This window comes from Saprospiraceae bacterium (genome assembly GCA_016713025.1).
Classification (GTDB): Bacteria; Bacteroidota; Bacteroidia; order Chitinophagales; family Saprospiraceae; genus OLB9.
In genome coordinates, this window is record JADJPZ010000004.1 from 2058369 (window position 1) to 2082875 (window position 24507).

The 24507-nt window shown below is 39.0% G+C and carries 15 protein-coding genes; 5 read left to right on the forward strand and 10 right to left on the reverse strand.

Going from position 1 to position 24507, the window contains the following annotated elements; genetic code table 11:
• Positions 1-18: 18 nt before the first annotated feature.
• Complete coding sequence (locus tag IPK35_15110; GenBank protein ID MBK8054547.1) at positions 19-972, reverse strand: D-2-hydroxyacid dehydrogenase; 954 nt, start codon at positions 970-972, stop codon at positions 19-21.
• A 279-nt stretch (positions 973-1251) separates the two neighbouring features.
• Here IPK35_15110 and IPK35_15115 point away from each other — a divergent pair, with 279 nt between their 5' ends.
• The gene (locus tag IPK35_15115) at positions 1252-2916 is read left to right on the forward strand and encodes an aryl-sulfate sulfotransferase (protein MBK8054548.1); all 1665 of its coding nucleotides are present in this window, start codon (positions 1252-1254) and stop codon (positions 2914-2916) included.
• Between the two features lie 3 nt (positions 2917-2919).
• Positions 2920-4566, forward strand: coding sequence for an aryl-sulfate sulfotransferase (locus IPK35_15120; GenBank protein ID MBK8054549.1), 1647 nt, complete (start codon positions 2920-2922; stop codon positions 4564-4566).
• An 838-nt stretch (positions 4567-5404) separates the two neighbouring features.
• Here IPK35_15120 and IPK35_15125 read toward each other — a convergent pair.
• The 4 genes from IPK35_15125 to IPK35_15140 all read right to left on the reverse strand — a co-directional run bounded on the left by IPK35_15125 (position 5405) and on the right by IPK35_15140 (position 13210).
• Positions 5405-6358, reverse strand: coding sequence for a hypothetical protein (locus IPK35_15125; GenBank protein MBK8054550.1), 954 nt, complete (start codon positions 6356-6358; stop codon positions 5405-5407).
• A gap of 26 nt (positions 6359-6384) precedes the next feature.
• On the reverse strand, positions 6385-8028 hold the full coding sequence (locus tag IPK35_15130) for a SusD/RagB family nutrient-binding outer membrane lipoprotein (GenBank protein MBK8054551.1): 1644 nt from the start codon (positions 8026-8028) through the stop codon (positions 6385-6387).
• A 21-nt stretch (positions 8029-8049) separates the two neighbouring features.
• A complete protein-coding gene (locus tag IPK35_15135; GenBank protein ID MBK8054552.1) occupies positions 8050-11289 on the reverse strand; it encodes a SusC/RagA family TonB-linked outer membrane protein in 3240 nt (1079 codons plus the stop codon).
• A 718-nt stretch (positions 11290-12007) separates the two neighbouring features.
• Positions 12008-13210, reverse strand: a complete 1203-nt coding sequence (locus IPK35_15140; protein ID MBK8054553.1) for a helix-turn-helix domain-containing protein — start codon at positions 13208-13210, stop codon at positions 12008-12010.
• Positions 13211-13462: 252 nt separating this feature from the next.
• Between IPK35_15140 and IPK35_15145 the strand changes: the two genes are divergently transcribed.
• Complete coding sequence (locus IPK35_15145) at positions 13463-16918, forward strand: T9SS type A sorting domain-containing protein (protein ID MBK8054554.1); 3456 nt, start codon at positions 13463-13465, stop codon at positions 16916-16918.
• Between the two features lie 337 nt (positions 16919-17255).
• On the opposite strand, the gene IPK35_15150 is transcribed toward IPK35_15145, so the two are convergent.
• The 5 genes from IPK35_15150 to IPK35_15170 all read right to left on the reverse strand — a co-directional run bounded on the left by IPK35_15150 (position 17256) and on the right by IPK35_15170 (position 22087).
• Positions 17256-19187 carry a DEAD/DEAH box helicase gene (locus IPK35_15150; protein ID MBK8054555.1) on the reverse strand — a complete coding sequence of 644 codons (1932 nt, stop codon included), beginning with the start codon at positions 19185-19187 and terminating at the stop codon, positions 17256-17258.
• Positions 19188-19252: 65 nt separating this feature from the next.
• Positions 19253-20125: a hypothetical protein gene (locus tag IPK35_15155; GenBank protein ID MBK8054556.1), complete on the reverse strand. Its 873-nt coding sequence runs from the start codon at positions 20123-20125 to the stop codon at positions 19253-19255.
• Positions 20126-20226: 101 nt separating this feature from the next.
• Complete coding sequence (locus IPK35_15160; protein MBK8054557.1) at positions 20227-20364, reverse strand: hypothetical protein; 138 nt, start codon at positions 20362-20364, stop codon at positions 20227-20229.
• Between the two features lie 142 nt (positions 20365-20506).
• Positions 20507-21661 carry an O-succinylhomoserine sulfhydrylase gene (locus IPK35_15165; GenBank protein MBK8054558.1) on the reverse strand — a complete coding sequence of 385 codons (1155 nt, stop codon included), beginning with the start codon at positions 21659-21661 and terminating at the stop codon, positions 20507-20509.
• A 9-nt stretch (positions 21662-21670) separates the two neighbouring features.
• A complete protein-coding gene (locus tag IPK35_15170; GenBank protein ID MBK8054559.1) occupies positions 21671-22087 on the reverse strand; it encodes an OsmC family protein in 417 nt (138 codons plus the stop codon).
• Between the two features lie 145 nt (positions 22088-22232).
• Between IPK35_15170 and IPK35_15175 the strand changes: the two genes are divergently transcribed.
• Together IPK35_15175 and IPK35_15180 are read left to right on the forward strand one after the other, a co-directional pair.
• Positions 22233-22844, forward strand: coding sequence for a hypothetical protein (locus tag IPK35_15175; protein MBK8054560.1), 612 nt, complete (start codon positions 22233-22235; stop codon positions 22842-22844).
• A gap of 190 nt (positions 22845-23034) precedes the next feature.
• Complete coding sequence (locus IPK35_15180; GenBank protein ID MBK8054561.1) at positions 23035-24261, forward strand: pyridoxal phosphate-dependent aminotransferase family protein; 1227 nt, start codon at positions 23035-23037, stop codon at positions 24259-24261.
• Positions 24262-24507 lie beyond the last annotated feature (246 nt).

Genomic DNA, 24507 nt, shown 5'->3' on the forward strand with positions numbered 1-24507 from the left:
ATTTCTTTTCACACGATACTACTCTACCCTATTGATCCATACTCCGTTTAACCAGGATCGGATATTGCCTGCCACACCATCGATAAGTCGTTGCCTTGACTCCTTACTTGCCCAGGCAATGTGTGGTGTGACGAGGCATTTTGGGTGATTGATTAATTCCTGATTGACAGATGGAGGTTCAACCTGAAGCACATCCAAAATCGCACAACCTAACAGTTCTTCATTCAAGGCTGTTAGCAAATCGTCTTCATTAATCAGACCACCGCGACCGATATTGATCAGGATGGCATCGGGTTTCATCAATTTTAGTGTGTTCTTGTTGATGATCTCTTTTGTATCTGATGTCAATGGACAATGCAACGATATAACGTCAGATTCTTTCCACAACGTATCCAAATCCACAAAGTTAATACCAGAATGCTTTTCCTCAGGTATTGTACGTGTATGTACAAGCGCGTGCATACCCATAGCCATAGCTATGCCGGTTACTTTTTTGCCTATATCTCCATACCCTATGATCCCAAATGTTTTACCACTCAATTCAGAAATACTATGGTCATAAAAACAAAAATCAGCTGTCGTTGACCACCTGCCCTTTTTTACTTCAGAAATGTAATAATCAGGTTTGTTGATATACGATAGGAGAACAGCAAAAAGGTGCTGTGCTACTCCATGTACACTGTAACCCTTGACATTGCTGACCTGAATTTGCCTATTATTTGTTTCAAATATGTCTATATTATTGAATCCTGTGGCCGCTACACAGATGTACCGCACCATTGGCATCATTGACAAAATATCATGATTGATCGAAAACTTATTGACAATAACAATTTCAGCATCTGCAGCTCTTTCATATACCTGTGATAACGATGTCCGATCGTAAGACACGAATTCACCCAAAAGACGGAATGCTTCAAAACTCAGATCACCTGGGTTATTGGTATATGCGTCGAGAAAAACAATTTTCATGCTAGTTTTTAAGGATAAATTGGAGGATGTTTATGTAATTTTGGAGTTTATTAAAAATCATTATACTTGCAAAAATATTAAAATTAGATAACATCCTACTAAAAAAATAGATAAAACCATAACTTTGCATTAATTTGAAAACCAATTCATAAGACAAAAAAGGATACCAATATACTAGTTTAAAGTTAATAAATAAAATATCACCTATTGCTGATAATAATTTCGATGTAATATTATGGTTTTAAAGATGTTTCCCAATTCCAAATTAAACATAAGAGTATGATACCTGTTTTACGAAAATACAGATTAGTGGTGTATCTCTTATTTATATTAAATTGTAGTGCAATATCTCAGAGAACTGTGGGATTACTGAAATCCTCAACTTTTAATCCAGAAGGTTTTATTTTATTCAGTCCCACCAATTCAAGAGAAACATTTCTTATTGATAATTGTGGATTTTTAATCAAAAAATGGGTGTCTGCGCATGTTCCTGGTCAAACAGCTTATTTACTTCCAAATGGTGATTTATTACGAGCTGCCCGTGTTCCAGGTTTTTTTACGGGTGGAGGGACAGGTGGCAAAATAGAAATTTTTGATTGGGGTGGTGCTCTGAAATGGAGCTATCTTTTGGCCAATGAAAAATATCATCAACACCATATAGCTCACCCTATGCCAAATGGTAATATACTAACTACTGTCTGGTATAAATACAGCAAAGAAGAAGCAGTACAAAAAGGATTCAAGCCTGAAAAATTAACATCTGAGGGGATCTGGTCAGACAGGATTCTCGAAATTAAACCGCTTCCGGAAAATAAAGCTGAAATAGTTTGGGAATGGGATTTTTGGGATCATACAATTCAAAATTTTGATTCCACAAAAAGTAATTATGGCATTATTGCAAATCGTCCTGAATTGTTAGATGTAAATTTTTACGAAGATCCGGGTGCTAATGTTGCTGAGTGGATTCACTTAAATGCTCTGGACTATAATCCAAAACTTGATCAAATTATTGTAAGTTCAAAATTTCATAATGAAATTTATATCATAGATCACTCTACAACTACTGCTGAAGCAAAAGGAAGCAAAGGCGGAAAATATGGAAAGGGAGGGGATTTTCTATATCGATGGGGAAATCCAAGGTCATTTGGTAGAGGTACACAGACTTCCCATAGGCTATATGGCCAGCATGATGTCCAGTGGATTGATGAAGGCCTTCCGGGTGCCGGCAATGTTTTGCTTTTTAATAACGGGTCAAACCGAATTGGGCTTTTGTATTCCACTATTGAAGAGGTAGTATTACCTATTGATCCTTTCGGTCTTTACAAGTTGGTCGAAGGCAGCCCTTATGGTCCGGATTTACCTTTTTGGATTTATCAAGGAATCCCAAATACAAGCTTTTATTCATCTAGAATTTCCGGAACACAAAGACTATTAAATGGTAACACCTTGATATGTGAAGGTAATAAAGGCAATTTTATTGAAGTAGATAAAAACAATACAATAGTTTGGCAATATAGAAACCCGATCTCCAATTTCGGAACTATTAACCAGGGAGATATACCAATCAATAACGATGTTTTCAAAGTAACAAAATACAGTCCTAATTATCCTGCTTTTCAAGGCAAAAATATGACTTCAACATCTACCATTGAGCTCAACTCTCAGGAATATAAATGTGAAACAGCTTCATCTGTGAATGATTTAAAAGTTATCAAGCCTTCTATTTACCCAAATCCAACTACAGAATATATTTTTATAAAAAATGACAACTATCAAGGTGCAAAATACAGCATTTCAGATATTCTAGGGAAACAGTTGACTGCGGGACAGATCAACAATACACACATAGATGTAAGTCATTTGGAAGAAGGCATTTATAGATTGAATATCAATTATACCATCACAAATTATAATTACAATTTCATCTTTGTAAAAAATAAATAAAATATGAATAAATTATTTTTATTAATTCTGCTTTTAGTAGTGTGGAATTTTTCACATAGTCAAAATACAGTGGGTCTGATTTCTTACAATAAAGACAAGACTTTCGACGGTTATACACTTATATATCCTCACAATCAACCCCATGTATACCTACTCAACAACTGCGGAGAAATCGTACATACCTGGCAAGATTCTAGCATATGGAGGCCAGGAAATACTGCATATATCACTAAAGAAGCCAAATTAGTTAAAGCAAAAAGACTTAACACAGTTGTCGGAAACCCTATATGGTTTGGAGGTGGCGGTGCCATTGTGGAGATTAGTGATTGGAACAATAAACTTGAATGGTCCTATGAAGTGAATGACACACTACGTAGGTTGCATCATGACATATGCGTCATGCCGAATGGAAATATTCTCATGATGGTATGGGTGAAAAAAACTAAAAATGAACTCATAGCAGCAGGTAGAGATACATCCAGATATAAAAATGATGTATTACATTCGGAACAAATAATAGAAGTAAATCCCAAAACAAATCAGGTAGTCTGGAAGTGGGATATGTGGGATCACATCATTCAGGATTATGATGCCACTAAGCCAAATTTTGGTGTCGTCAGTGCCCGTCCTGAAAAAATCGATATCAATTATGCTCAAATTCAGGATGGCAGTTGGTTTCATATGAATGCTATTGATTATAACGAAGAACTAGACCAAATCATGGTTTCTGTCCCTACTCACAACGAAATATGGATAATCGACCACTCTACTACCACACAGCAGGCCGCCACAAGTAACGGAGGCTTATCAGGAGCAGGAGGCGACTTAATATATAGATGGGGAAACCCGGCTGTTTATAAAAAAGGAGGAATACAGGATCAGTTATCATTTTATCAGCATGGAGTAAATTGGGCAAGAAACTTCCTACTACCTACAAATCCCGACTATGGGAAAATATTATTTTTCAATAATAGATTCAACACTTCTTTTTCACAAGTCAATTTTATAGTTCCACCATGGGACATGTACGAATGGAAATATAAAAAGACAAACGGTATTTGGGGGCCTACCTCTTACAACAAATCAATAAGACACCCCCAACCTACTAAACTTTTTTCAGATATACTCTCAAATGCTCAGTTATTACCCAATGGGAACATACTGATACTCTCAGGGCGACATGGATATATATTTGAATTATCAAAGGAAAATCAAGTAGTCTGGGAATATATAGTCCCTTTAAAAAACGGAAATTCTGTTCCCCAGAAATCCATGCTTTCCATCAATGACAACACCAATTTCAGAGCTAACAAATATCCGGTGAATTTCACAGCATTTCAAGGGAAAGACCTCTCAGCAAAAGGATATATGGAACAATTGCCAGACCAGGGATACTGCAATAGACTTGTACCAGTCAAGGAGCAAAATATAGAGTCATTCCGTTTATATCCCAATCCTGCTTCCAACTACATAAGTGTAACTGTTCCTAATACTGTTAAGGCTCGTTTATATTCTTACAATGGTGCATTGATAAATGATTTGAATCTTTCAGAAGGGGTAAATGACATTAATGTTCAACATCTAGATGAAGGTTTGTACTTTTTATTATTGGAAAATGGTAGTCTGAGAGCATTTTCTATTGTGAAATAGAAGTACACCATCCTAGACAACCAAACAAATATATTTATTTGCCGATCCACTTTATCTAATGATAATATATGGATCAATGTTAGCATCAGCTAAGATTATGTATAAACTTTTATCATTTGCTTCCAAATGGCTAATTACATTTTCTGTTGCAACATCAACTTCGTTTGTCAAAGTCTTACCTGACTTTGACGGAATCTATCTTACGGTCTTTGACCGGTTGTGGACAGTTTAGAGTATGTTTAAACTTATATCATTTGGCTCCAAGTGGCAAATTTTATTTTTGCCTGCCTTGCCGACAGGTAGGCCAGCGTTATATTTTTCGGCGTACCGTGTCAAGCTATGCTTGAGCTTTTCGGGACGTTTCTGTCCCTGTCAAGATATTTTTTTTTAAAATCGTGACCGGCTATATTTAGTATTCGGTGCGATCCTGACTGAATGATGCGAAGCAAAATCGTGATACGAAATCACGATTTAATGAGAGGAACCAATCAAACCCGCTACCCCTGCCTGGACTAATTAAACAGGCAGGCTCATTCTCTAAAGATGCTGTCAAGCTATGGTGGAGACGACCCACTTTATTCACATTTGATTGGATGGGCGGCTTTCGCAGTTCCTTCGTTGTCGAGTAAAATTTTTTACTCGATTCTCGTCCTTAACGAGACCATTCTGTCATCTTGTCCAAAACTAAATTTCCTCGCTTTCACTTAAACATAAAAATTTAAACATACTCTTAAGGACATTGGACATATTCAACTTATAAAACGTAAAAAGGGGCAGAAATATAAATACTTCTGCCCCTTTGGTATAATTCAACAATTAATTGAGAAATAACTAATTATTACTTAACTAATGGAGGCCAGTTTTTAGCGTCAGTCCTGGTAATAGTAGTGACAGCCGCTTCTGGTGGATAATCATTGTCCCAATCTATAGTGATTGTTTTAGCTGTTACAGTAAGATTTTTAATTCTGTAAGTTTCCCCCCACTGGCTAGTACCTTTGAAACCGAGTTTGTTACAAGCGTCAGTAAGTCTCAATGAGCCTTTAGGTATTTGTGAAGTAGGTCCATAACATACAAAATAAGCACCAAATGAAAAGTCCACAGCACCACCAATAGTGACTTCATATTCACCAGTCACACTAGTAGCTACTATTTTCAATTTACCTGTACTTTCTTTGTTGCACCATCCTACAGTTTTAAAGTCGTATTCACCTGCTAATTCAGAAGGACAAACCAATGCAATCCTGTAGAAAAATGGTGATGCATAGAAAGCACCGGTTGCTACATCTGATGAAATATTGTCATTGGAAAACCTTTTACCATCCGTGGTATTCAGAACCAATCTGTACTCTATGAAGTCACCACCTGTTACTGTGGTAGGAGACAATCCTAAAGCCGTCAATGTAGCAGGCAATGGCAGAGAAATTTCCTTTGCAGGATAATTTCTGTTGGGAGCAGCGGGAAAATTTCTGGAAGGGTTAGGTCCAAATTCGCTACCTGCTATAGTGGCTATTTTGACTTCATTTGTCAAGACAGCGCCTCTCCTTCTTCTGGCAAATACTTCTACGTCTTTGACAAGTCCTTGTCCGTCATTTTTTCCAACAGCTTCAACTACAATATTAAACTTTTGATTTGGAATATCAAAGAAGTTGAACGTAGGAGATTTGTTTTCTAACGTACGCAGATATACACCTGTCTCAAAGTCACTGTAAGGGATCGCAGGCTCCACAAAATCTGTACAAGCCGATACCCACATCAGAGCTATGAACCCAAATAATATTTTTAACTTATTCATATTATTTCTTATTTAAAATTTTAAAATTAATCTAATTTATCGGGATTTGTGTCCCAAAATACTTTCACGTCGTGACTCGCTTTTTGCTGTGCCTGATTATTTCTTTCGATATGGTCTGCCGGATAGAAAAATGATCTCGGGAATTTCCCGGCATTGGCTACCTGACCCAGTTGCATTCTATCAGGTTGACTAGTCCTTCTATAGAGATTGTATGCTTCCTGTCCACTTCCGAAGAGAGATATCCAGTACTCCAGTGCGATAACTCTTCTTTTTGCTTTAAGATCCGCTCCGGCATCGAATGCAGCAGCCACTTTATCGGTGTACAATTTTACATCTCTGTTAAATATAGTATCTACTTTGTGAGCAGTGATTCTGCTTGTCTGATTGGTGCTCAATGACCAGGACCTCACATAGGCAACATGTTTTGTCACTCCACTTATCAGCAATGCCTTGGCTGTACCTGTGGTACCCAGCTCATTGGCAGCTTCTGCAAGCATAAAATCTACATATGCAGGAAGCATGATGACTTCAAGACCTGCACCAATACTGCCTTGGTTGGTTGCACCCATCGCTCCACCTGTACCATTGTCATATGTACCACCTGCAGGGTATACACCATACATCGTCCTTTTCAATCCATCCGGAGGTGTTCCCTGAGGATCTAAATGATCTCTTCCCCAGTAGCCTACTTTACCCGGTAGACAGAATGTCATGCCCACAGGATAGTGAGGTGGTGGAAATTCTCCTCCTACACAACGGACATCAGACGCATTTGTAGGGTTGGTAATAACCTGTCTGTAAAAATAATATGCAGCTCTTGGATCCGGTGTACCTTTGCTCTCTGTAAGGTGCCACATATAGTCATTGGACATATAATCGCCACCTCCGTTAGGTTGATATTTAGGTGCTCTTGTATTAGGGTCTGTCAAGGATGTTCCGTATCTCCATACGAATTCATCACCTGCTGCTATAAATGCGTTTTTAGCTATCAATGCATTGATGGCCGTTGTGGCACCGGCTTTATCTATCAACCTTCTATTGAGCCAATACTTCAGTTGTAAAGTATTACTCAATTTGTCCCATTTGGTGTAAACAGGAGTAGTCAAAGTGTGTGTGTTATAATAAAAATCATTTGGTGTACCTACACTCACTGGATCTTTCAAGTCAGCTTGAGCAGATACAAGGAGAGCCAATGCAGCTTTATACACATCATCCCCGCTGTCTTTAGTAGGATTAAAGTCATTTGGGTCAAATGCTTTTGAGTACGGAACATCACCATAGGTATCGACCAATGACATAAGGACATATGCTTCTAAAATTTTAGCTATTCCGCCATGTCTTTTGAACTTACCTTCGTCAGCAAGTTTTTTGATAACTTTGATGTCCTGCAGTATTCCACTATATGCGCTCCACGGACCATTCATATTGACTGCAGAATAACCAATCTCATATGTATCGCCACTTTGGTGATACATTCTCGTGACAGCTCCTCCTCTGAACTCTACATCACTATGGAAGCTGGCAAAACTTCTTTGTGCCTGATTTAAAAGCAGGGTTACATCAGAACTCTTCAGAGTGACCGCATTGGGATTTTCCAATTGTTCAAACTCACAAGAGCTCAACATAAAAAACCCTGCCAGTATTATTAAATTAAAAATTATATTCTTCATTTTCAACGTTTTATGTGTTAATTAAAATGTAAGACTAAGTGTTCCGCCAAATCTTCTTGCACTTGGGCCGGTGATATAGTCAAAACCTAGGGTGTTGCCTACTCCTGTGCTCAATACGTCAGTATCAAAATTGACAAACTTAGGCATGTTCAGAGCTCTGAACCAAAGATTTGAACCGCTCAATGTCAAAGCTGCTCTTTTGAAAGGTGATTTGCTCACAATAGATGCTGGCACTGCGTATGAAAGTGAAATTTCCCTTAGTCTCAATGTACTTCCATCAAATGTAATCGCTTCATCTGTAAAGAAATAATTGTCAAAGAAATAGTTAGCTGCTGAAATTTGCACATTGTTAGGTGTACCATCTGCCAGCACACCTGGAAGAACCAAAGACAACTCTCTGTCCAACTGGTCAGTATCTTTTGAAAGACCTCTTGCCAGTACTCCTTTTACAGTGTTGCTTACGATGACACCTTTGTGTCTGTACTCCAGCATACCTCCGATGGAAAATCCTTTGAAGCTAAATGTATTCAACAACGATGTAGTAAATCTTGGGTTTGGATCTCCTAATTCAGCATTTCCAACTGTAGGTAAATATCTACCTGTAGGCTGTACAATTTTATTGCCATTGGCGTCTCTCTGAATACCTACACCTTCTATAAGTCCATAAGGCTTATCCACAATGGCGTAGTTACCCAGGTTAGTAAATCCACCAATCAAGACTTTTGTAAGACCTGCAGCAAGTTCTGTAATGACTGATCTGTAAAAGCCATAATTCCATGTAGCATCCCATCTGAAGCCTGATTTTGTTGAGACAGGTGTAAAGTTTACATTCAGATCCATACCACTTGTTTTCATACCACCCAGATTAAGGAACGTCTGCGTGTAACCTGTAGACGGGTCTATAGGTGCTCTGGTGATCAGATTGGAAGTGGTTCTGCTGTATAATGACAAGTCAAATTTTACTTTATTACTAAACAGGTTACCTTCGACTCCAAATTCCAATTCTTTTTGTAATTCAGGTTTTAGATTGGGGTTACCCAAATTGTTTGAAATAGACTGAGACGCAATAGGAGTTGCACCGTTTAACCATAGTCTGGTACTTTGGTCCAATATGTCTCTGGTATTATAAGGTGAAGGAAAACCTGCAGATGTTCCATAACCCAGTCTTAATTTCAGATAGTTCAATGTTTTGGAGTCTATACCAAAAGCTGTAGTAGGAATAAACGACACACTCGCTCCCGGATACAGAATCCTGGCATTATCAGGTTCAACAGTAGAAGTCCAGTCATTTCTTGCAAGTACATTGACAAATAAATAATCAGAATAATCTAAAGTAAAGCTACCATAGACTCCCGCCCGGGATTCTTCCTGCAAATAATTCATACCAAATCCACCGATAGCACTGGTTGAGGATGTGGTAGTAAAGTTGCTATGGTTGAACAAGCCAAAGGCCAACTGACCTGTACTGGAAAGTCCAAACTGCTCATAATCATCGGTACGATAATTGCCGCCGATTACTCCTGTGAAAAGAAGTTTTTCAGAAATATTTGTTTTGTAATTTACGTTGATATCGTGATTCCATATTGTATTTTTTATAGTGGTGCTATTATATACGCCATTCTGAACCAACAAACTTTCACCGTTACTTGCACCTTTGTTATATTTGATTTCCTGATCTTCTGTATACGTATCCAAACCTACACGGTATAGTACGCCCATCTTATCATTGACCGCATATGTCAGTGTAGTGGCATTAAAGAATCGATTTACCTTACTTGTATTTAAATGGTTATTTGCCAACCATCTCGGGTTAGTAATATCATTTCCACCTCTATAGTACACAGCACTTCTGTCAACTGGATTTTCAAATGGAAGTCCACCCAAGTCTACATTCCTAGGGGTATAAAGTACGTTGGCAAAAACAGATGGAACACCACCATTTGGACCGGATCCAAAACCCGCATTCAATGGTGGAGTCTGAACTGCTGTATTGGCAAAATTAAATGAAGACCTCAAACTCAGTTTTGAACTCAAAGCAGCAGAATATCCTAATCCGAAATTAAGTTTTTTCAACTCATTATTGGGTGTAAATCCTGACTCATCCTGATATCCGAAACTGGCACTGTAAGATGATTTATCAGACGATCCTCCTATCTGCAGCGATGTTGTGTACACATTTCCTTTTCTGAAGAAAGATTCTCCGATTGACGGATATGCAATATTTGGATAATACACGGTATTCGCTTTAGTTGTAGCATTTGCTGGCCCCCAAGCCTTTGAAGGGTCAATGGCATACTCAGGAAAAGCATTTCTGATATTGGCAACTCCGGAAAGACCGATAGGATGTCTTACTTGATTAAGATCTTTGAAGTTAGCTCCCCAGTTACTGAAAAACCAAGCGTCTTCAGGAGATAACTGCTGAAATCCTCCACCATAGTTGTTTTGATACTCGGGTAGAGAAGCTATCGTGTTCTGAAAGTAAGACTGAGAAAAATCAATCTGAGCATTTTTTTGGGAAGTGGATCCTGACTTGGTAGTTACAAGAATAACCCCATTTCTACCTTGGTCTCCATAAAGCACTGTAGCTGAAAGTCCTTTCAATACACTCACTGACTCAATGTTGTTAGGATCAAGGTCAAGCATTCTGGAAGAAGCCGTAACACCGCCTGATCCGAATCCCGCCTGCTGGTTAGTACCTGAGTTAAATGGAACACCGTCCACCACAAATAGTGGCTGGTTACTGCCTGTAACAGAAGAATAACCTCTGATGATGATATTGGTACCGGTACCGGACACACCACCTGTAGAAGTAATGTTCACACCTGGTACTTTACCTTGAAGTATACGACCCACATCACCTTCAGGTCTGTTGACTATCAGGTCTTTGTTGATGGTAGAGACTGCATAACCCAATGCTCTCTTCTCTTTTTTGATAGCAAGACCGGTTACCACTACTTCTTCAAGTAATTTACCCTCGGCCATTGTAATATCAATGGTAGAAGAACTGCCAATAGCAACCTCCTGCGATTCAAACCCTGTATAACTAAATACAAGCGTCGAACCACCTGATGGTACATTGACAGAATACATACCATCAATGTCCGTAATAGTACCAACGCCAGGGGCTTCTTTTACTATTACGTTTGCACCGATTACAGCTTCGCCTGAAGAGTCAGTGACTTTTCCGGAAACCGTCCTCTGTCCAAAAGTCATGCCTACACATCCGAAGAGTATAAACAACGAAAATAAGACTTGTTTCATACTAAAAATTGTTTTGTTAGAAAATAAATGATTAAATGAATATCTTTTTAAATGATAATTCCGCGCAAATATAATGGCTTATATCACTTAAAAAAACATTTTGTTACGAAATATTTAACGGATATTTAACATTAAACGCTGCTTTGATGCCAAAAAATTAACACATATAAGTATTTGTTATTTGTTACTATTTAATAGACAATGTGATTGATGTCATAGTATTGATTTTTATTTTTTTAGATTGACTATTTAATTTTGGATATATCAAGATAAAGATTAAGCCTGAAAAGCAATTGAAATTAACAATTCCGACAATTTTCTCATGTTGTTTCGGCTCTCAAGTGACTTTGGTTCTCAAGTGGTTTCGGCTCCACCTTATTGCGCTCAATCACCGTCTCTGAATGAATCGGAAGTGGAAATAATTTAGTCACCAATTTGTCCATTTTTGAAGCATGCTATGCACTTCATTATAAATAGTTTATTCTTAATTCTACTTTGTCAATCATTTTTTTGCCTGCATTAAGCTTGGTGGATTAGTAAAAACAAAGAGCGGCAACTTGTAGAGGTTGCCGCTCTTTTTATTACTTAATTACTCATAAAAAGATGAAAGTCCATTATTTCGTACAATCCAAAAATTCTGGTCTGAATAATTGGGGCTGAACCACTGTAAATCAGATTCTAATGAATAAAAGTGCAACGATGTAATTGAATTTTAAGATTATTTCTCTTTGCAATCCAGCATTATTTGATTCTTATACTCACTTGGACTCATACCTACAAACTTCTTAAAGGAATCATAAAAAGCAGTCTTAGAGTTAAACCCAGTTTCATAAGCCAATGCAAGGATAGTATAATGTTTTTTATTGGGGTCAGCTAATTTTTCCTTAATATCATTAATCCTATATTGATTTATGAAATCATTAAAATTTAAATTTAGCTTTTCATTAATAATTTGAGAAATAATGTGAGATGGTAAACCAAGCCCCGAAGACAAGTCTTTTAAAGTCAACTCAGAATTAACATAAGGTTTATGGGTTTTCATATACGATAATATCTTATTTAGATATGTGTCTTTTTGATCATCTTGAATGTAGGAATTTTGATATTTTACTTGTTGTTTATTTGGAACATTAGATTCTATTAATTTACCTATTTCAATATGGAAAAAATTTGGTCTCAATATATAAGTTATATATATAATAAAGATTATCGAAACTAAACTAATCAAAGGGACTATAACAGTAAAATATGCTATTCCTGCAAACGAAAATATACTTACGAACAATAGAGGTATAATGGTCGAAAAATTGTAAAAGTGTAACCAATAGTAAAATTGTAAATTTGTATTAAGATTACTACCATTCAACATATAATTTTGACGAATGTAATTTTGAATAATCTTAAATGATAAAAACATATAATATGAAATTAACAGAATTTTTATTATGAAGGTAGAAGGCAATTCAGATACAATACCGTTTGTAATCAAATTTTGATAAGCTATAATTTTTTCTTCACCAGATTTAAAAAGAAAAGGCAAAAAGTAAAAGATTGAAATTACAAAAGGAATAAAATGCACATAACATTCTTTTAAATTTAAAGGCTCTTTGTTAGTAGATAATTTTACATAGAAATAAGATAGTGGTCCTATTAAGAATCCTGCAAAAAAATTAAGCCTTATAATATGGGGTAAATCATTTAGGATATTTAATGCGTCAAACAAACCTGGAAGCAACCAGAGGGCATACGCCAATAATTTCAAACCCAAAAAAATATTCTGTTGACTAACTTTTGATTTTAATAAAATCAAATTAATCCCCAAAGTGATGGCTAAAAAACTACCAAGACTGCTTAATATGTGGTATAATGACATAATACTTTTCTCTAAGATTTTATTAGCAAAATCTAAACCTGAATGCAATGATAATCATTTTATCGAGGATAAAATTACACTTAATTTTGAATTTTTGGTCAATTTTTAATCTTTTCAATCCTTCGGAACGCAATTTTTTTAAAGAAATATGTCCTTTTATTTATAATAGGATATCCTGAATTATAAAAACGGATACTATACATATTGTTTTATTTTAATTTTGTAACTTCTTTTACTATCTTAATATTAAGATGGAAAAATATTTTATTCAATTTTTAACTTTTTAAAATCAAAATTTATATGATACTTAATTACGATGCACTATTTGATATCTATCCAAAACTAGTTAGGCGATACTTGGGCATGGCCTGCTTGTTCCTACTGGGCTTTTTGCAGCCCTACCTTTCCTTTGCCCAACTTACCTGCCCGGTCAATGCCACGGCATCCAGTCCCTGCTTAACACAGGCCCAATTGACTGCGCAATACAACGCATGGCTGGCAACGGCCTCCGGCTCAGGCGGCTGCGGCGGCGTGCTGACCAACAACAGCCCCGGCGCACCTTCTATTTGCTCCGCAACGGCTATCAGCCAAACGGTCGAGTTCACCTACACGAGCACTTGTGAGCCGTTTACCACCACTTGCCAGAGTACCTTCACGGTGCCTGCGTACCCTGATTTCAACGGACCACCCAATTCAGGCGCTACAAGGGTTTGCCTTGCGCAAACAGAGCAACCGATTCCGCCAGTGATAAGTGATGCCTGTGGAAAACCTATCACTCCGACTGGGCCTGTTGTGGTTGACGCCCCGAACCCACTGACCTGCGAGGGCACCAGAACCTATACTTATACCTACACTGATTGCGCTGGTCACAGCAAGGATTGGTCGTTTGTCTGGACACTTAATGTACCAACACTCTCCGTAGATTTACCTGGCACTTTTACAGTACCATGCCCATCGTTTACGCCACCAACATATCCGAATACGATTACGGATGCCTGTGGCAGGCCAGTGACCGCTACCGGTCCTACTGTTACCAGTAGTCCCGACCCAATCACCTGCGAGGGCACCAAGACTTTTACTTGGAATTTGACGGACTGCGCTGGCAATACGAATACTTGGAGTTGGATAGTCACTATCGAGCGCAACGACTTCACCCTTCCAGCAAACGGCGGTTCAACGGTCGCTTGCCCAGCTGCAGCCAATGTGGTGCCAACGCCGCCCTCTAAAATGAGCGAATGTGGTGAACCCATCATACCAACTGGCCCTGTCGTCAGTGCCACGCCCGCTTGCGAAGGCACGAAGACCTATACCTGGACTTATACCGATTGCGAGGGCAATAGCCACGATTGGGTATATACTTACACGATTGAAAGAAATGATTTTACCGTTCCGGCAAATGGCTCGGCAACAGTGTCCTGCCCAGCTGACATCACCACGCCCACGCCGCCCACGGTGACGAGCAATTGCGGTGAAACACTGACGCCTACTGGCCCGGTTGTCGTAAACACCCCTGACCCCTTAACATGTGCAGGGACACGGGTGTACACCTATACCTACACCGACTGCGAGGGCAACACACGTACATGGTCGTTCACCTACATGGTGTCCCCAACGCTGCCCGTGACCATCACCTGCCCAACCAACACGACCACTACGGCTTGCCAGACACCGGTTCAACTGAATACGGCCTATTCCAACTGGCTCAATACCGCCAGCTTCAGCGGCGGCTGTAATGGTTCATTGACCAGTACCCAAGGAGTACCTTTGGTTTGTGGAAGTAGCACAACACTTACTTTTACCCATATCAACGCCTGCGGCAACCAGTCTTGTCAGGCAACATTTACGGTGCCAGCCCCACCTCCTGTGGTGCTGAACTGCCCCTCCAGCCAAAACGAGGCCTTTGGACAAACACAGGCTGCCATCAATGCCAAGTTCGCCACATGGTTGGCAACAGCAACTGGCAGCGGCGGCTGCAACGGCGTCTTGACCAACAACAACACTGGCGCACCTCCAGCCTCGGGAGGCACAACCACTGTGACCTTTACCTATACCAGCAGCTGTACCCCACTGACGACCACTTGTCAGGCAACTTTTACAGTTTCTTCGGTGCCACCAGTGGTGCTTACCTGCCCGACCAATACTACGACCACAGCCTGCCAGACACAAGCGGCGGTGAACGCTGCTTTTGCTTCTTGGTTGGCCACGGCTTCAGCCAGCGGCGGTTGCAACGGTGTTTTGATGAACAACAACACGGGCGCACCTTCTGCATGTGGAGGCTCTACCACTGTCACATTTACTTATACTAGTACTTGTGTTCCTACTACAACGACATGTCAGGCTACATTCATAGTTGCAAGTGCACCACCTGTAGTACTTTCTTGTCCGACCAATACAACCTCTGCTGCCTGTCGGACACAAGCGGCAGTGAACACAGCCTTCGCCACCTGGTTAGCATCGGCATCAGCAAGTGGTGGATGTAATGGCGTTTTGACGAACAACAACACGGGCGCACCTTCTGCATGTGGAGGCTCTACCACTGTCACATTTACTTATACTAGTACTTGTGTTCCTACTACAACGACATGTCAGGCTACATTCATAGTTGCAAGTGCACCACCTGTGGTACTTACTTGTCCGTACAATACAACCTATGCTGCCTGTCAGACTCAAGCGGCAGTGAACACAGCCTTCGCCACCTGGTTAGCATCGGCATCAGCAAGTGGTGGATGTAATGGCGTTTTGACCAATAATAATACTGGTGCTCCTTCTGCTGCTGGTGGCTCGACAACGGTGACATTCACATATACAAGTACTTGTGTTCCATTTACGACAACATGTCAAGCAACTTTTGCAGTGGCATCTCCGACGCTTGTCTGCGGATGGAGCGCAGAGCCCAATGGAGTCGGATGCAATAATGGTAACAGTGTATCATACAATAATTCTACTCAAACTTTTTCAGTAAACAGTAACAACTGTCAGATCAACTTCCCATATACTAGTGATGCGCACGCATTTGCACAGACGACACTCTGCGGCGACGGTAGTATCACCACACTGGTCAATCAGGCATCGATGTCATCCAATGCACTGGCAGGTCTCATCATGCGCGAAACCACTATGGCAGGAGCTAAAAAGGCTCAGTTGACCATCAATAAAGCAGGCATGTCATCCAGCAGTTTCAGAGATGTAAACAATGCGAGCGCTACATTTCTAGCCAATGCGCATATCAATCACTTTTGGTTGCGTATCACTCGTACCGGAAATGTATTTAGTACTTTTGTATCTCTGGATGGCACCACATGGAAGCCGGTAGGTACCAAGACCATCCCTATGGCATCATGTATCAATATGGGTCTGATCGTCCATACATCCAATGTACAGATGATGATTCCGCCATCAACACAGGGGACAGCATCTTTTTCTAATACAAGTACTACCGGATCAGGTTCAGCACCAGTAAGACCTAATAATATTGGAACCAATTTTGATCAGCTTGCCATAGCTGACTTTAAGATATCTCCAAACCCGACATACGGGCTGACAGATATAGACCTGAGTGCATACAGCAAAACACAGGTGCAACTGGACATCATGAGCCTGCAGGGCACACTGCTCAGGACGACAGTCATCGAAGCAGGTGCAGAGAGAGAACAGATGGACTTATCAGGATTCAGCAGCGGTATGTACCTGATCAGAGCTAGAGCTGAGGGACTACCGGATGTGACCAAAAGACTGGTGGTAGGGACAACTCCATGATGATCTGACACAACTTAACTTCAAAAAAATAAAAAGCAGCCGGGACTAAATGTTTCGGCTGCTTTTTTTATAATTGGGAATAAATCTTGGTTTTCTTAAAAATATCGGTGCCGAGATCAGTAATTATCTGCCCGATGAGAACAGGATTTTGATGGAAGTGCCTGAGTAACGACGGGATAAAGCCATGAGGCAACGGAAGTTCAACATATATTCCTGTGCCAAATCTGTATAGAAACAGAAAAACATACCCAAACCCACTAGTGTTTTGTTAAGTGTTGAATTACGAATTAATTATAAGTAGATTTTTCTTTAGGTTGAGGCGAGGGTTCCCGACTTTCTACATCAAATCCAGTAACTCATCTGCTGTCATTTCGGGAAAATCATTGATTTCCAAAACATCGTCGGAAATGGCTTTTTTATAGGACTGGAGCTCCAGAATTTTTTCTTCAATACTGTTTTTGGATATAAATCTCTTCACCATGACGTTTTGGCTACGCCCTATTCTATGTGCTCTGGCAATTGCTTGTTTTTCTGCAAATGGATTCCACCATGGGTCGAGGATAAAAACATAATCAGCTGCTGTCAGATTCAGTCCGGTTCCACCTGCTTTGACTGAAAGCAAAAAAACATGAATTTCATGATTTTGCTGAAAAGTTTCCACAGCCTTTTTCCTGTCTTCTGATGCTGTGGAGCCGGTAATCTTTACAAAACTTATTTTTTCCTTTTCCATCCAGTCAGCATAAAGGTTGAGATGACCGACAAATGATGAAAATACCAGTACTTTGTGTCCCGCGCGTACCACTGTTTGTATCTGATCTCTTACGTCATCGTACTTACCCGAGTCACCATCAAATTGCTGATCAGTGAGCAATGGGTGGTTGGCCAGTTGGCGCAACTTCATAAGGCTCGTCAAAACATGAAATCTATATTGCCCGCTTTCTTTATCCAATCCTGATAAATAATTTCTTGCTGCTGACTTTTCTCTTTCATACAGTTTAGCCTGAATTTCAGACATTTCAGTGTAATGTACCACTTCGATAAGCTCGGGAAGATCTTTAGCCACCTGCTCTTTTGTCCTTCGCAAAATATATGGCTCAACAAGTTTTTTAAGCTCACTTAAGGCCGCTTTATCTTTCTTTTTTTCAATCGGAATCAAAAAGTGTTTGTTAAAAAATGAAAAACTTCCAAGCACCGAAGGATTTATAAATTCCATTTGCGACCATAAATCAGACAATGAATTTTCAATGGGTGTTCCACTAAGAGAAATTCTGTGATCGCCTGACAACTGATGAACAGCCTGAAATGTAAGTGAATTTTTGTTTCTGATTTGTTGTGCTTCATCGAGGACAATATAGTGAAATTGCATTGATTTGAATATCTCTATATCAGAAACCAATGTCTGGTAAGTAGTCAAAACTATATCAAAAGTCAGTAACGTCTTATTGATTTTTTTCCTATTTGCGCCGATATATTGGACTACTTGCAGAGAGGGTGCAAAAGTTCTGAGTTCTTTATACCAATTGAAGACCAGGGATGCAGGTAATACGATCAGTGCCCCAAGTGATTTCCTTCCTGTAGAATGCAGCTCACCAAACAAGTCTAATTGGATGACCTGACCTGAGTCTGCATCATCACTTATTTTATTGTCTTTGGCATCCAAAAGTGCCGCTATGGTTTGAAGTGTTTTTCCCAAGCCCATATCATCGGCGAGACATGCACCCAAACCGTTTTTCCTGTGGCGAACAAGCCATTTCACACCATCGACCTGATATGGTCTCAGAGTAGCTTTCATTTCCGGAGATACCACAAAGTCATCATCTTCAGTATGCATAACTTTGGAACTAAATGCTTTCATACCAGCATCATCAAGTAGCATATAGTGAGACTTCGACAGTTTCCATTTTCCGGTGACTTCTACAGCAAATTTTGCTATTTGGCTATATTTGGTCATTATTTCTTCAGGTATAATAGCAAAATGACCATTTTTGAGCCTAAAAAACCTGTCGTCGTTCCTGATATTCTTAAATAAAACGAAAAACGGAAATTCATCGTCTCCAAAACGAATCACTCCTTTAAGATCAAACCAATCGTGTACCAATCTGACATCCGGAAGGACTTCCCATCTGTTGAATTGTATCAGTTTGCCATCTATTTCCGGCAGTTGAAGGTCAAAATGATGGCAAATAAATTCTTGATGCTCATTGATCTTTTCAAATATAGCGTACACATTTTCAGAACTAAAAAATCTCTTATTGTGAAATTGTGTCAATCCTATCGATTGTAATAAATCAAAAGCCTGATTTTCTTTCTGAAAGTCCCGGGTGCACTCATATACTACAATGTCACCTTCATCTCCGAAATGCAGTTTTGTTTTTCTCTTTCCTGGATCCGAAGCATTAAAAGTAAAAATTTCATATTGAAACTCAACATCACCAAACCATTTGTTTTCAAAAATATCAAATAGAAAAAAAGCTTTTGTTTTATGATTTTCGAATATTTGACAATTTCAAATCCATCGGCATTGATTTCAACCTTCCCTATCACGTCTGTAACAAACTGAGAAAAATAAGTTTTGACTAGTTTTTCAGGGACAAATACTGATTCTTGTTTGAGAAAAGGTTTAATTTTTGCAGAGTTGACTGAAGCCAAAGGCATGATAACATTTCCAATACAGATCGTAGCAGGCAAATTGGTAATAATAGAAATATTGGTTTTACAGGGTATTATTGTCTCCTCTCCTACTGAGATTTTCAATTCATATCTCACCCCAGTCTGTGTTTTTGTAAATTGAAGCTGAGGTATCGCAGTACCATCATAGAAAGTATGCAAAAGGTCATTTGCTTTGATATTGCGTTGTAGATGATAGCAGATATAACAATAATGCTCTTTGACACAATCGAGGAGCCTTAGTAGTTTTTTGTCTACTATAGATTGTAATAAATTACGGGTAGTAATATCAGAAAACAAGACAGACAACCTTTCCGGTTTCTTTTTATTTTTATTGATTCTCTTTTCAAGCTGAACGGGGTTCAAGTCATGACAAATTTCCAATAATTCCTTATGTATTGTATTTTCAACATTAATACCGTAAGAAGAGACAGTATCCATCGATGCATTGGCCTGAATATAACCCGGTCTCCCGTGATCATCCACATCACAGATAAAAGCTGCAGGAATGATAATTTCAAGCCCTTCTAATTTTTGCAAGCTATATACAATGATGTTTTTCTCAGACACTTTTCTATAAAAATAAATTGAACCTAAAAATCTAAAATGATAATCTATTACGACCTCCAAATACTTCAAAATCAGTCTCCGCCGCGGCGGATCACTTTTAGCTTCGCACCATAGTGGTGACTACAGCATAGCTGTACACAGTATGATTTGTCGCTAAAAGCGCTTCCGCCGGGGCGGATTGTATTTGAAGCTCTCACTACTAATCTCATTTTAGATATTTAGGTTGAAGTAAATGACTGTCAAAAAAATGGAGTTTGATATATTTTATTTGATGTCAGGGCTACGCCCCTTTATAATTTTGCAAAATTTACATTCGAATTTTAAAGATTTATTTTTTCCCGGTAATAGATTCTAATCGTTCAAAACAATATCCCGAATGATATCATCCACATGTTCCAAACCAACGGAGAGTCTTACCAATCCATCAGAAATACCAGCTGATGCCCGATCTTCAGGAGTCAATTTAGAGTGTGTTGACGAAGCAGGATGAGTGATTATGGTCCTGACATCACCGAGGTTGGCACTCAAAGACATCATTTTTCTGGAATCAATCATTTTTTTGCCAGCATCCATGCCACCTCTTAGTTCGAAGCTGATCAAGCCGCCTCCTGCTTTCATCTGACTTCGTGCCACATCGAATCCAGAATTGGACAGAAGAAAAGGATATTTCACTTTAAGCACTTCAGGTCTGGATTCCAGCCATTGAGCGATATGCATGGCATTAGAACTATGTCGATCCATTCTGATAGCAAGAGTTTCCAGACTTTTTGACAACACCCAAGCGTTGAAGGGAGAAAGGGACGGACCTGCATTTTTCATAAACGGATATATCTGTTCTATTATCTTTTTTCTTGAAACTATCACACCGCCGAGTACCCTACCCTGACCATCAATGTATTTTGTTGCTGAATGAATAACGACATCGGCACCCAATGTCAGCGGTTGTTGCAGATATGGTGTGGCAAAACAATTGTCAACAACAAATAAAATATTATGAACTTTACAAAAATCGGATGCCCTACGGATATCTATAATGTCCAAGCCAGGGTTGGAAGGTGTCTCGATGTATAGTATTTTGGTATTTTTGAGTACTTCTGAATCCCACGAATCCATGTTCAGATGGTCGATGTATGTATGCTGAATGCCCCATTTATTGAGATAGTCTTCTGCCACTCGGTAAGTAGATCCAAAAACAGCTTTAGAAATTAAGATGTGGTCGCCATAGGACAACAGAGACGCAAATGTAGCAAATATCGCTGCCATACCAGTTGCTGTAGCTATGGCGTCTTCGCCTTCTTCAAGTATGGCCATCTTGGCTTCAAACTCTCTGACAGTGGGATTTGTAAATCTGGAATAGATATTTCCTTCGGCTTCATTGGCAAACAACGCCCTCATATGATCAGCATCATCAAATACAAAACTGGATGTAGCATAAATCGGTGTACTATGCTCATGATGCTGGCTTCGTTCTGTCTGAATTCTTATGGCTTTTGTTTCGAAATGCATATAAGTTGATTAAGATTGTTCATGAAGACCGGGAACGATTACTTCCACTGAGTGACTTATCTCGACAGATTTTGCCAACATCAGAGAAACAGAACAATATTGCTCCATGGACATTTCCACAGCTTTTGATGCTTTGTCTTCTTTGATCTTGCCGGTGATAATATAGTGCAGATGCATCTTTGTAAAAACCGCAGGCACAGCATCAGCTCTGGTCCCATCCACGGTTACTACAATGGATTCTACTTCATGACGCATTTTCTTAAGAATCATCTCTACATCAATCGAGCTGCATGCTGCAGCAGCCATCAATACTGATTCCATTGGACTTACTGCTTCCTTATTGCCGGAAAGCTGAATGCTTTGCCCCCTTTCATTTGTACCTTTAAAGTTCAGGTCACCATGTGTAGACTCAAGAACTATCTTCATCTTTTTAGATTTTGAAATTTCAGGCAGCAAAAGTAATCAATGAGTAAGTTTTCAGACTAAATTTTTGAATTTAATGTGAATATTAACATAACTTAATGTAAAAGACTGTAATTTTGCGTGCTTTTTCAAAATCATTTCAACTCATATGTTCACAATAAATATTTACTTAAAATTTGCAATAATTGCTATCTGCTTAGCTGGAGGAATTATTCTTTCATTTATATTGGGAATCGGTTACACCTGGATATTCATTATTATAGGACTTATATTTCTTGCAAGTTATTTACTTTTGGGTACTGTACAGTCTGCATCTGAATTATTGCAGAAAATGGATTTTGATGGTGCAGAAAAAAGAATAAATCTGACACTTTTTCCAAAACTTCTTTACGTCACCAACAGAGCATTTTATTTTATACTCAAAGGTAGTCTTGCAGCTCAAAAAAAAGACAATACTGCTGCTGAAGATTTTTTTACTCAGGCACTTGCCCTTAATCTTCCATCCGATAATGAAAAAGGTATGGTGCTCCTGCAAATGGCTGGTATCCAAGCTCAAAAGAACAACTGGAACGGGGCTAAAAATTACTTTTATCAAGCCAAAAATCTTAAAATCACAGAATCAGCACTTAAAGAACAGTTTAAACAGTTTGAAACAGCTATCAACAACAGAGGGCAGATGAAACTGGCACAAAGCATGGGAATGAAATCCGGTCAAATGGGCATGATGGGAGGAAAAAGGCGAAGACCAAAAATGAGATAATTGAATTTTTGAATTATACCTAAAAATAAATAGGCTTTGTAAAATATGATAACAAACAATGAATAGTTCGTTACTAAAAGTTAAAATTTTGGCTAATCAATTCTTTCAAGTTTAAAATTCAGAATTAATTAATAAATTTGCGTTAAGTATTTACTAAATAGCTTTAATCAACAACAATATATTGCATATGATGTCCCCGTTAAAATCCAAAATGAAATCTTATACCCTTCCGCAACAAATCCAGGAAATGGGGCTATATCCATTTTTCAGGACTATAGAATCCGAACAGGACACTGTTGTAAAGATCGGCGGTAAAGATGTCCTGATGTTTGGATCAAACAGTTATCTTGGACTGACCAATCATCCAAAACTGAAAGAAGCTTCCATCAAAGCTATACAAAAGTATGGTTCAGGGTGTGCCGGTTCCAGGTTTCTGAATGGTACACTGGACATCCATCTCGAACTTGAAGATAAACTTGCCAAATATGTGGGGAAAGAAGGTGCTTTGGTGTTCAGTACAGGATATCAGGTCAATTTAGGTGTGATATCCTCTATACCCGGCAGACATGATTATCTGATACTTGATGAACTGGATCATGCTTGTATTCTTGATGGTTCCAGGCTTTCATTTGCAAAGGTGATGAAATATAGTCACAATGATATGGAGTCATTAGAGAAAGTACTCAGCCGATGTGAATCAGACAAAATCAAACTAATCGTAATAGATGGAGTATTCAGCATGGAAGGAGATATCGCCAAGCTTCCGGAGATAGTACAGCTTGCTGAAAAATACAATGCCAGTATCATGGTAGATGACGCCCACGGTCTCGGTGTACTCGGAAAGAATGGTGCCGGTACTGCTGACCATTTTGGCTTGACGGACAAGGTAGACCTTATTATGGGCACTTTCAGTAAGTCACTTGCGAGCATTGGAGGATTTATTGCAGCAGACTTAGATACAATTAATTACCTGAAACACAATGCCAGATCACTCATATTCAGCGCTAGTATAGCTCCGGCAAACGCAGCTTCTGTGATAGCGGCAGTAGATCTGATACAGCAAGAGCCTGAGAGATTACAACAGTTGTGGGACAATACTCATTATGCTAAAAAGGCTTTGAATGATGTTGGTTTTGACACTGGGCACTCGGTCACTCCTATCATACCAATTTTGATCAGAGATGATTTCAAAACGTTCCAGCTTACAAAAATGGCTCTTGACAATGGTGTATTTGTAAACCCTGTGGTTTCACCTGCGGTTCCGAGTACTTCTTCACTTATCAGGTATTCATTGATGGCAACACACACCAAAGACCAAATAGACAGATCTATTGATGTTCTTTACAGTTTATCCAAGCAAATAGGAGTTTTTGATCAAAAAGGTGAAGCTGTGAGTTTATATGATATTCAAAGTTAATTAAGGTTATACTCGCATTATAAGCTAAAATCTTATTGTTAGAATGAGTTGTAACTACCAGAAGTTGAATGGTTTTACTGCAGATTCTTCTGGACCTTTAGTTCGGGTTTTAGAGTATGTTTAAATTTTTATGTTTGAGCGAAAGTGAGAAAATTTAATTTTGGACAAGATGACTGAATGGTCTCGTCTATTGATGAGAATTGAGTAAAATATTTTACTCAATACAGCATCGCCCTGAGCGAAGTC

Bases quoted from the DNA above. Each gene is read 5' to 3' on its own strand.
- IPK35_15110 (MBK8054547.1), bottom strand. From the start codon at position 972: ATGAAAATTGTTTTTCTCGACGCATATACCAATAACCCAGGTGATCTG.
- IPK35_15115 (MBK8054548.1), top strand. From the start codon at position 1,252: ATGATACCTGTTTTACGAAAATACAGATTAGTGGTGTATCTCTTATTT.
- IPK35_15120 (MBK8054549.1), top strand. From the start codon at position 2,920: ATGAATAAATTATTTTTATTAATTCTGCTTTTAGTAGTGTGGAATTTT.
- IPK35_15125 (MBK8054550.1), bottom strand. From the start codon at position 6,358: ATGAATAAGTTAAAAATATTATTTGGGTTCATAGCTCTGATGTGGGTA.
- IPK35_15130 (MBK8054551.1), bottom strand. From the start codon at position 8,028: ATGAAGAATATAATTTTTAATTTAATAATACTGGCAGGGTTTTTTATG.
- IPK35_15135 (MBK8054552.1), bottom strand. From the start codon at position 11,289: ATGAAACAAGTCTTATTTTCGTTGTTTATACTCTTCGGATGTGTAGGC.
- IPK35_15145 (MBK8054554.1), top strand. From the start codon at position 13,463: ATGATACTTAATTACGATGCACTATTTGATATCTATCCAAAACTAGTT.
- IPK35_15160 (MBK8054557.1), bottom strand. From the start codon at position 20,364: ATGAGATTAGTAGTGAGAGCTTCAAATACAATCCGCCCCGGCGGAAGC.
- IPK35_15165 (MBK8054558.1), bottom strand. From the start codon at position 21,661: ATGCATTTCGAAACAAAAGCCATAAGAATTCAGACAGAACGAAGCCAG.
- IPK35_15170 (MBK8054559.1), bottom strand. From the start codon at position 22,087: ATGAAGATAGTTCTTGAGTCTACACATGGTGACCTGAACTTTAAAGGT.
- IPK35_15175 (MBK8054560.1), top strand. From the start codon at position 22,233: ATGTTCACAATAAATATTTACTTAAAATTTGCAATAATTGCTATCTGC.
- IPK35_15180 (MBK8054561.1), top strand. From the start codon at position 23,035: ATGTCCCCGTTAAAATCCAAAATGAAATCTTATACCCTTCCGCAACAA.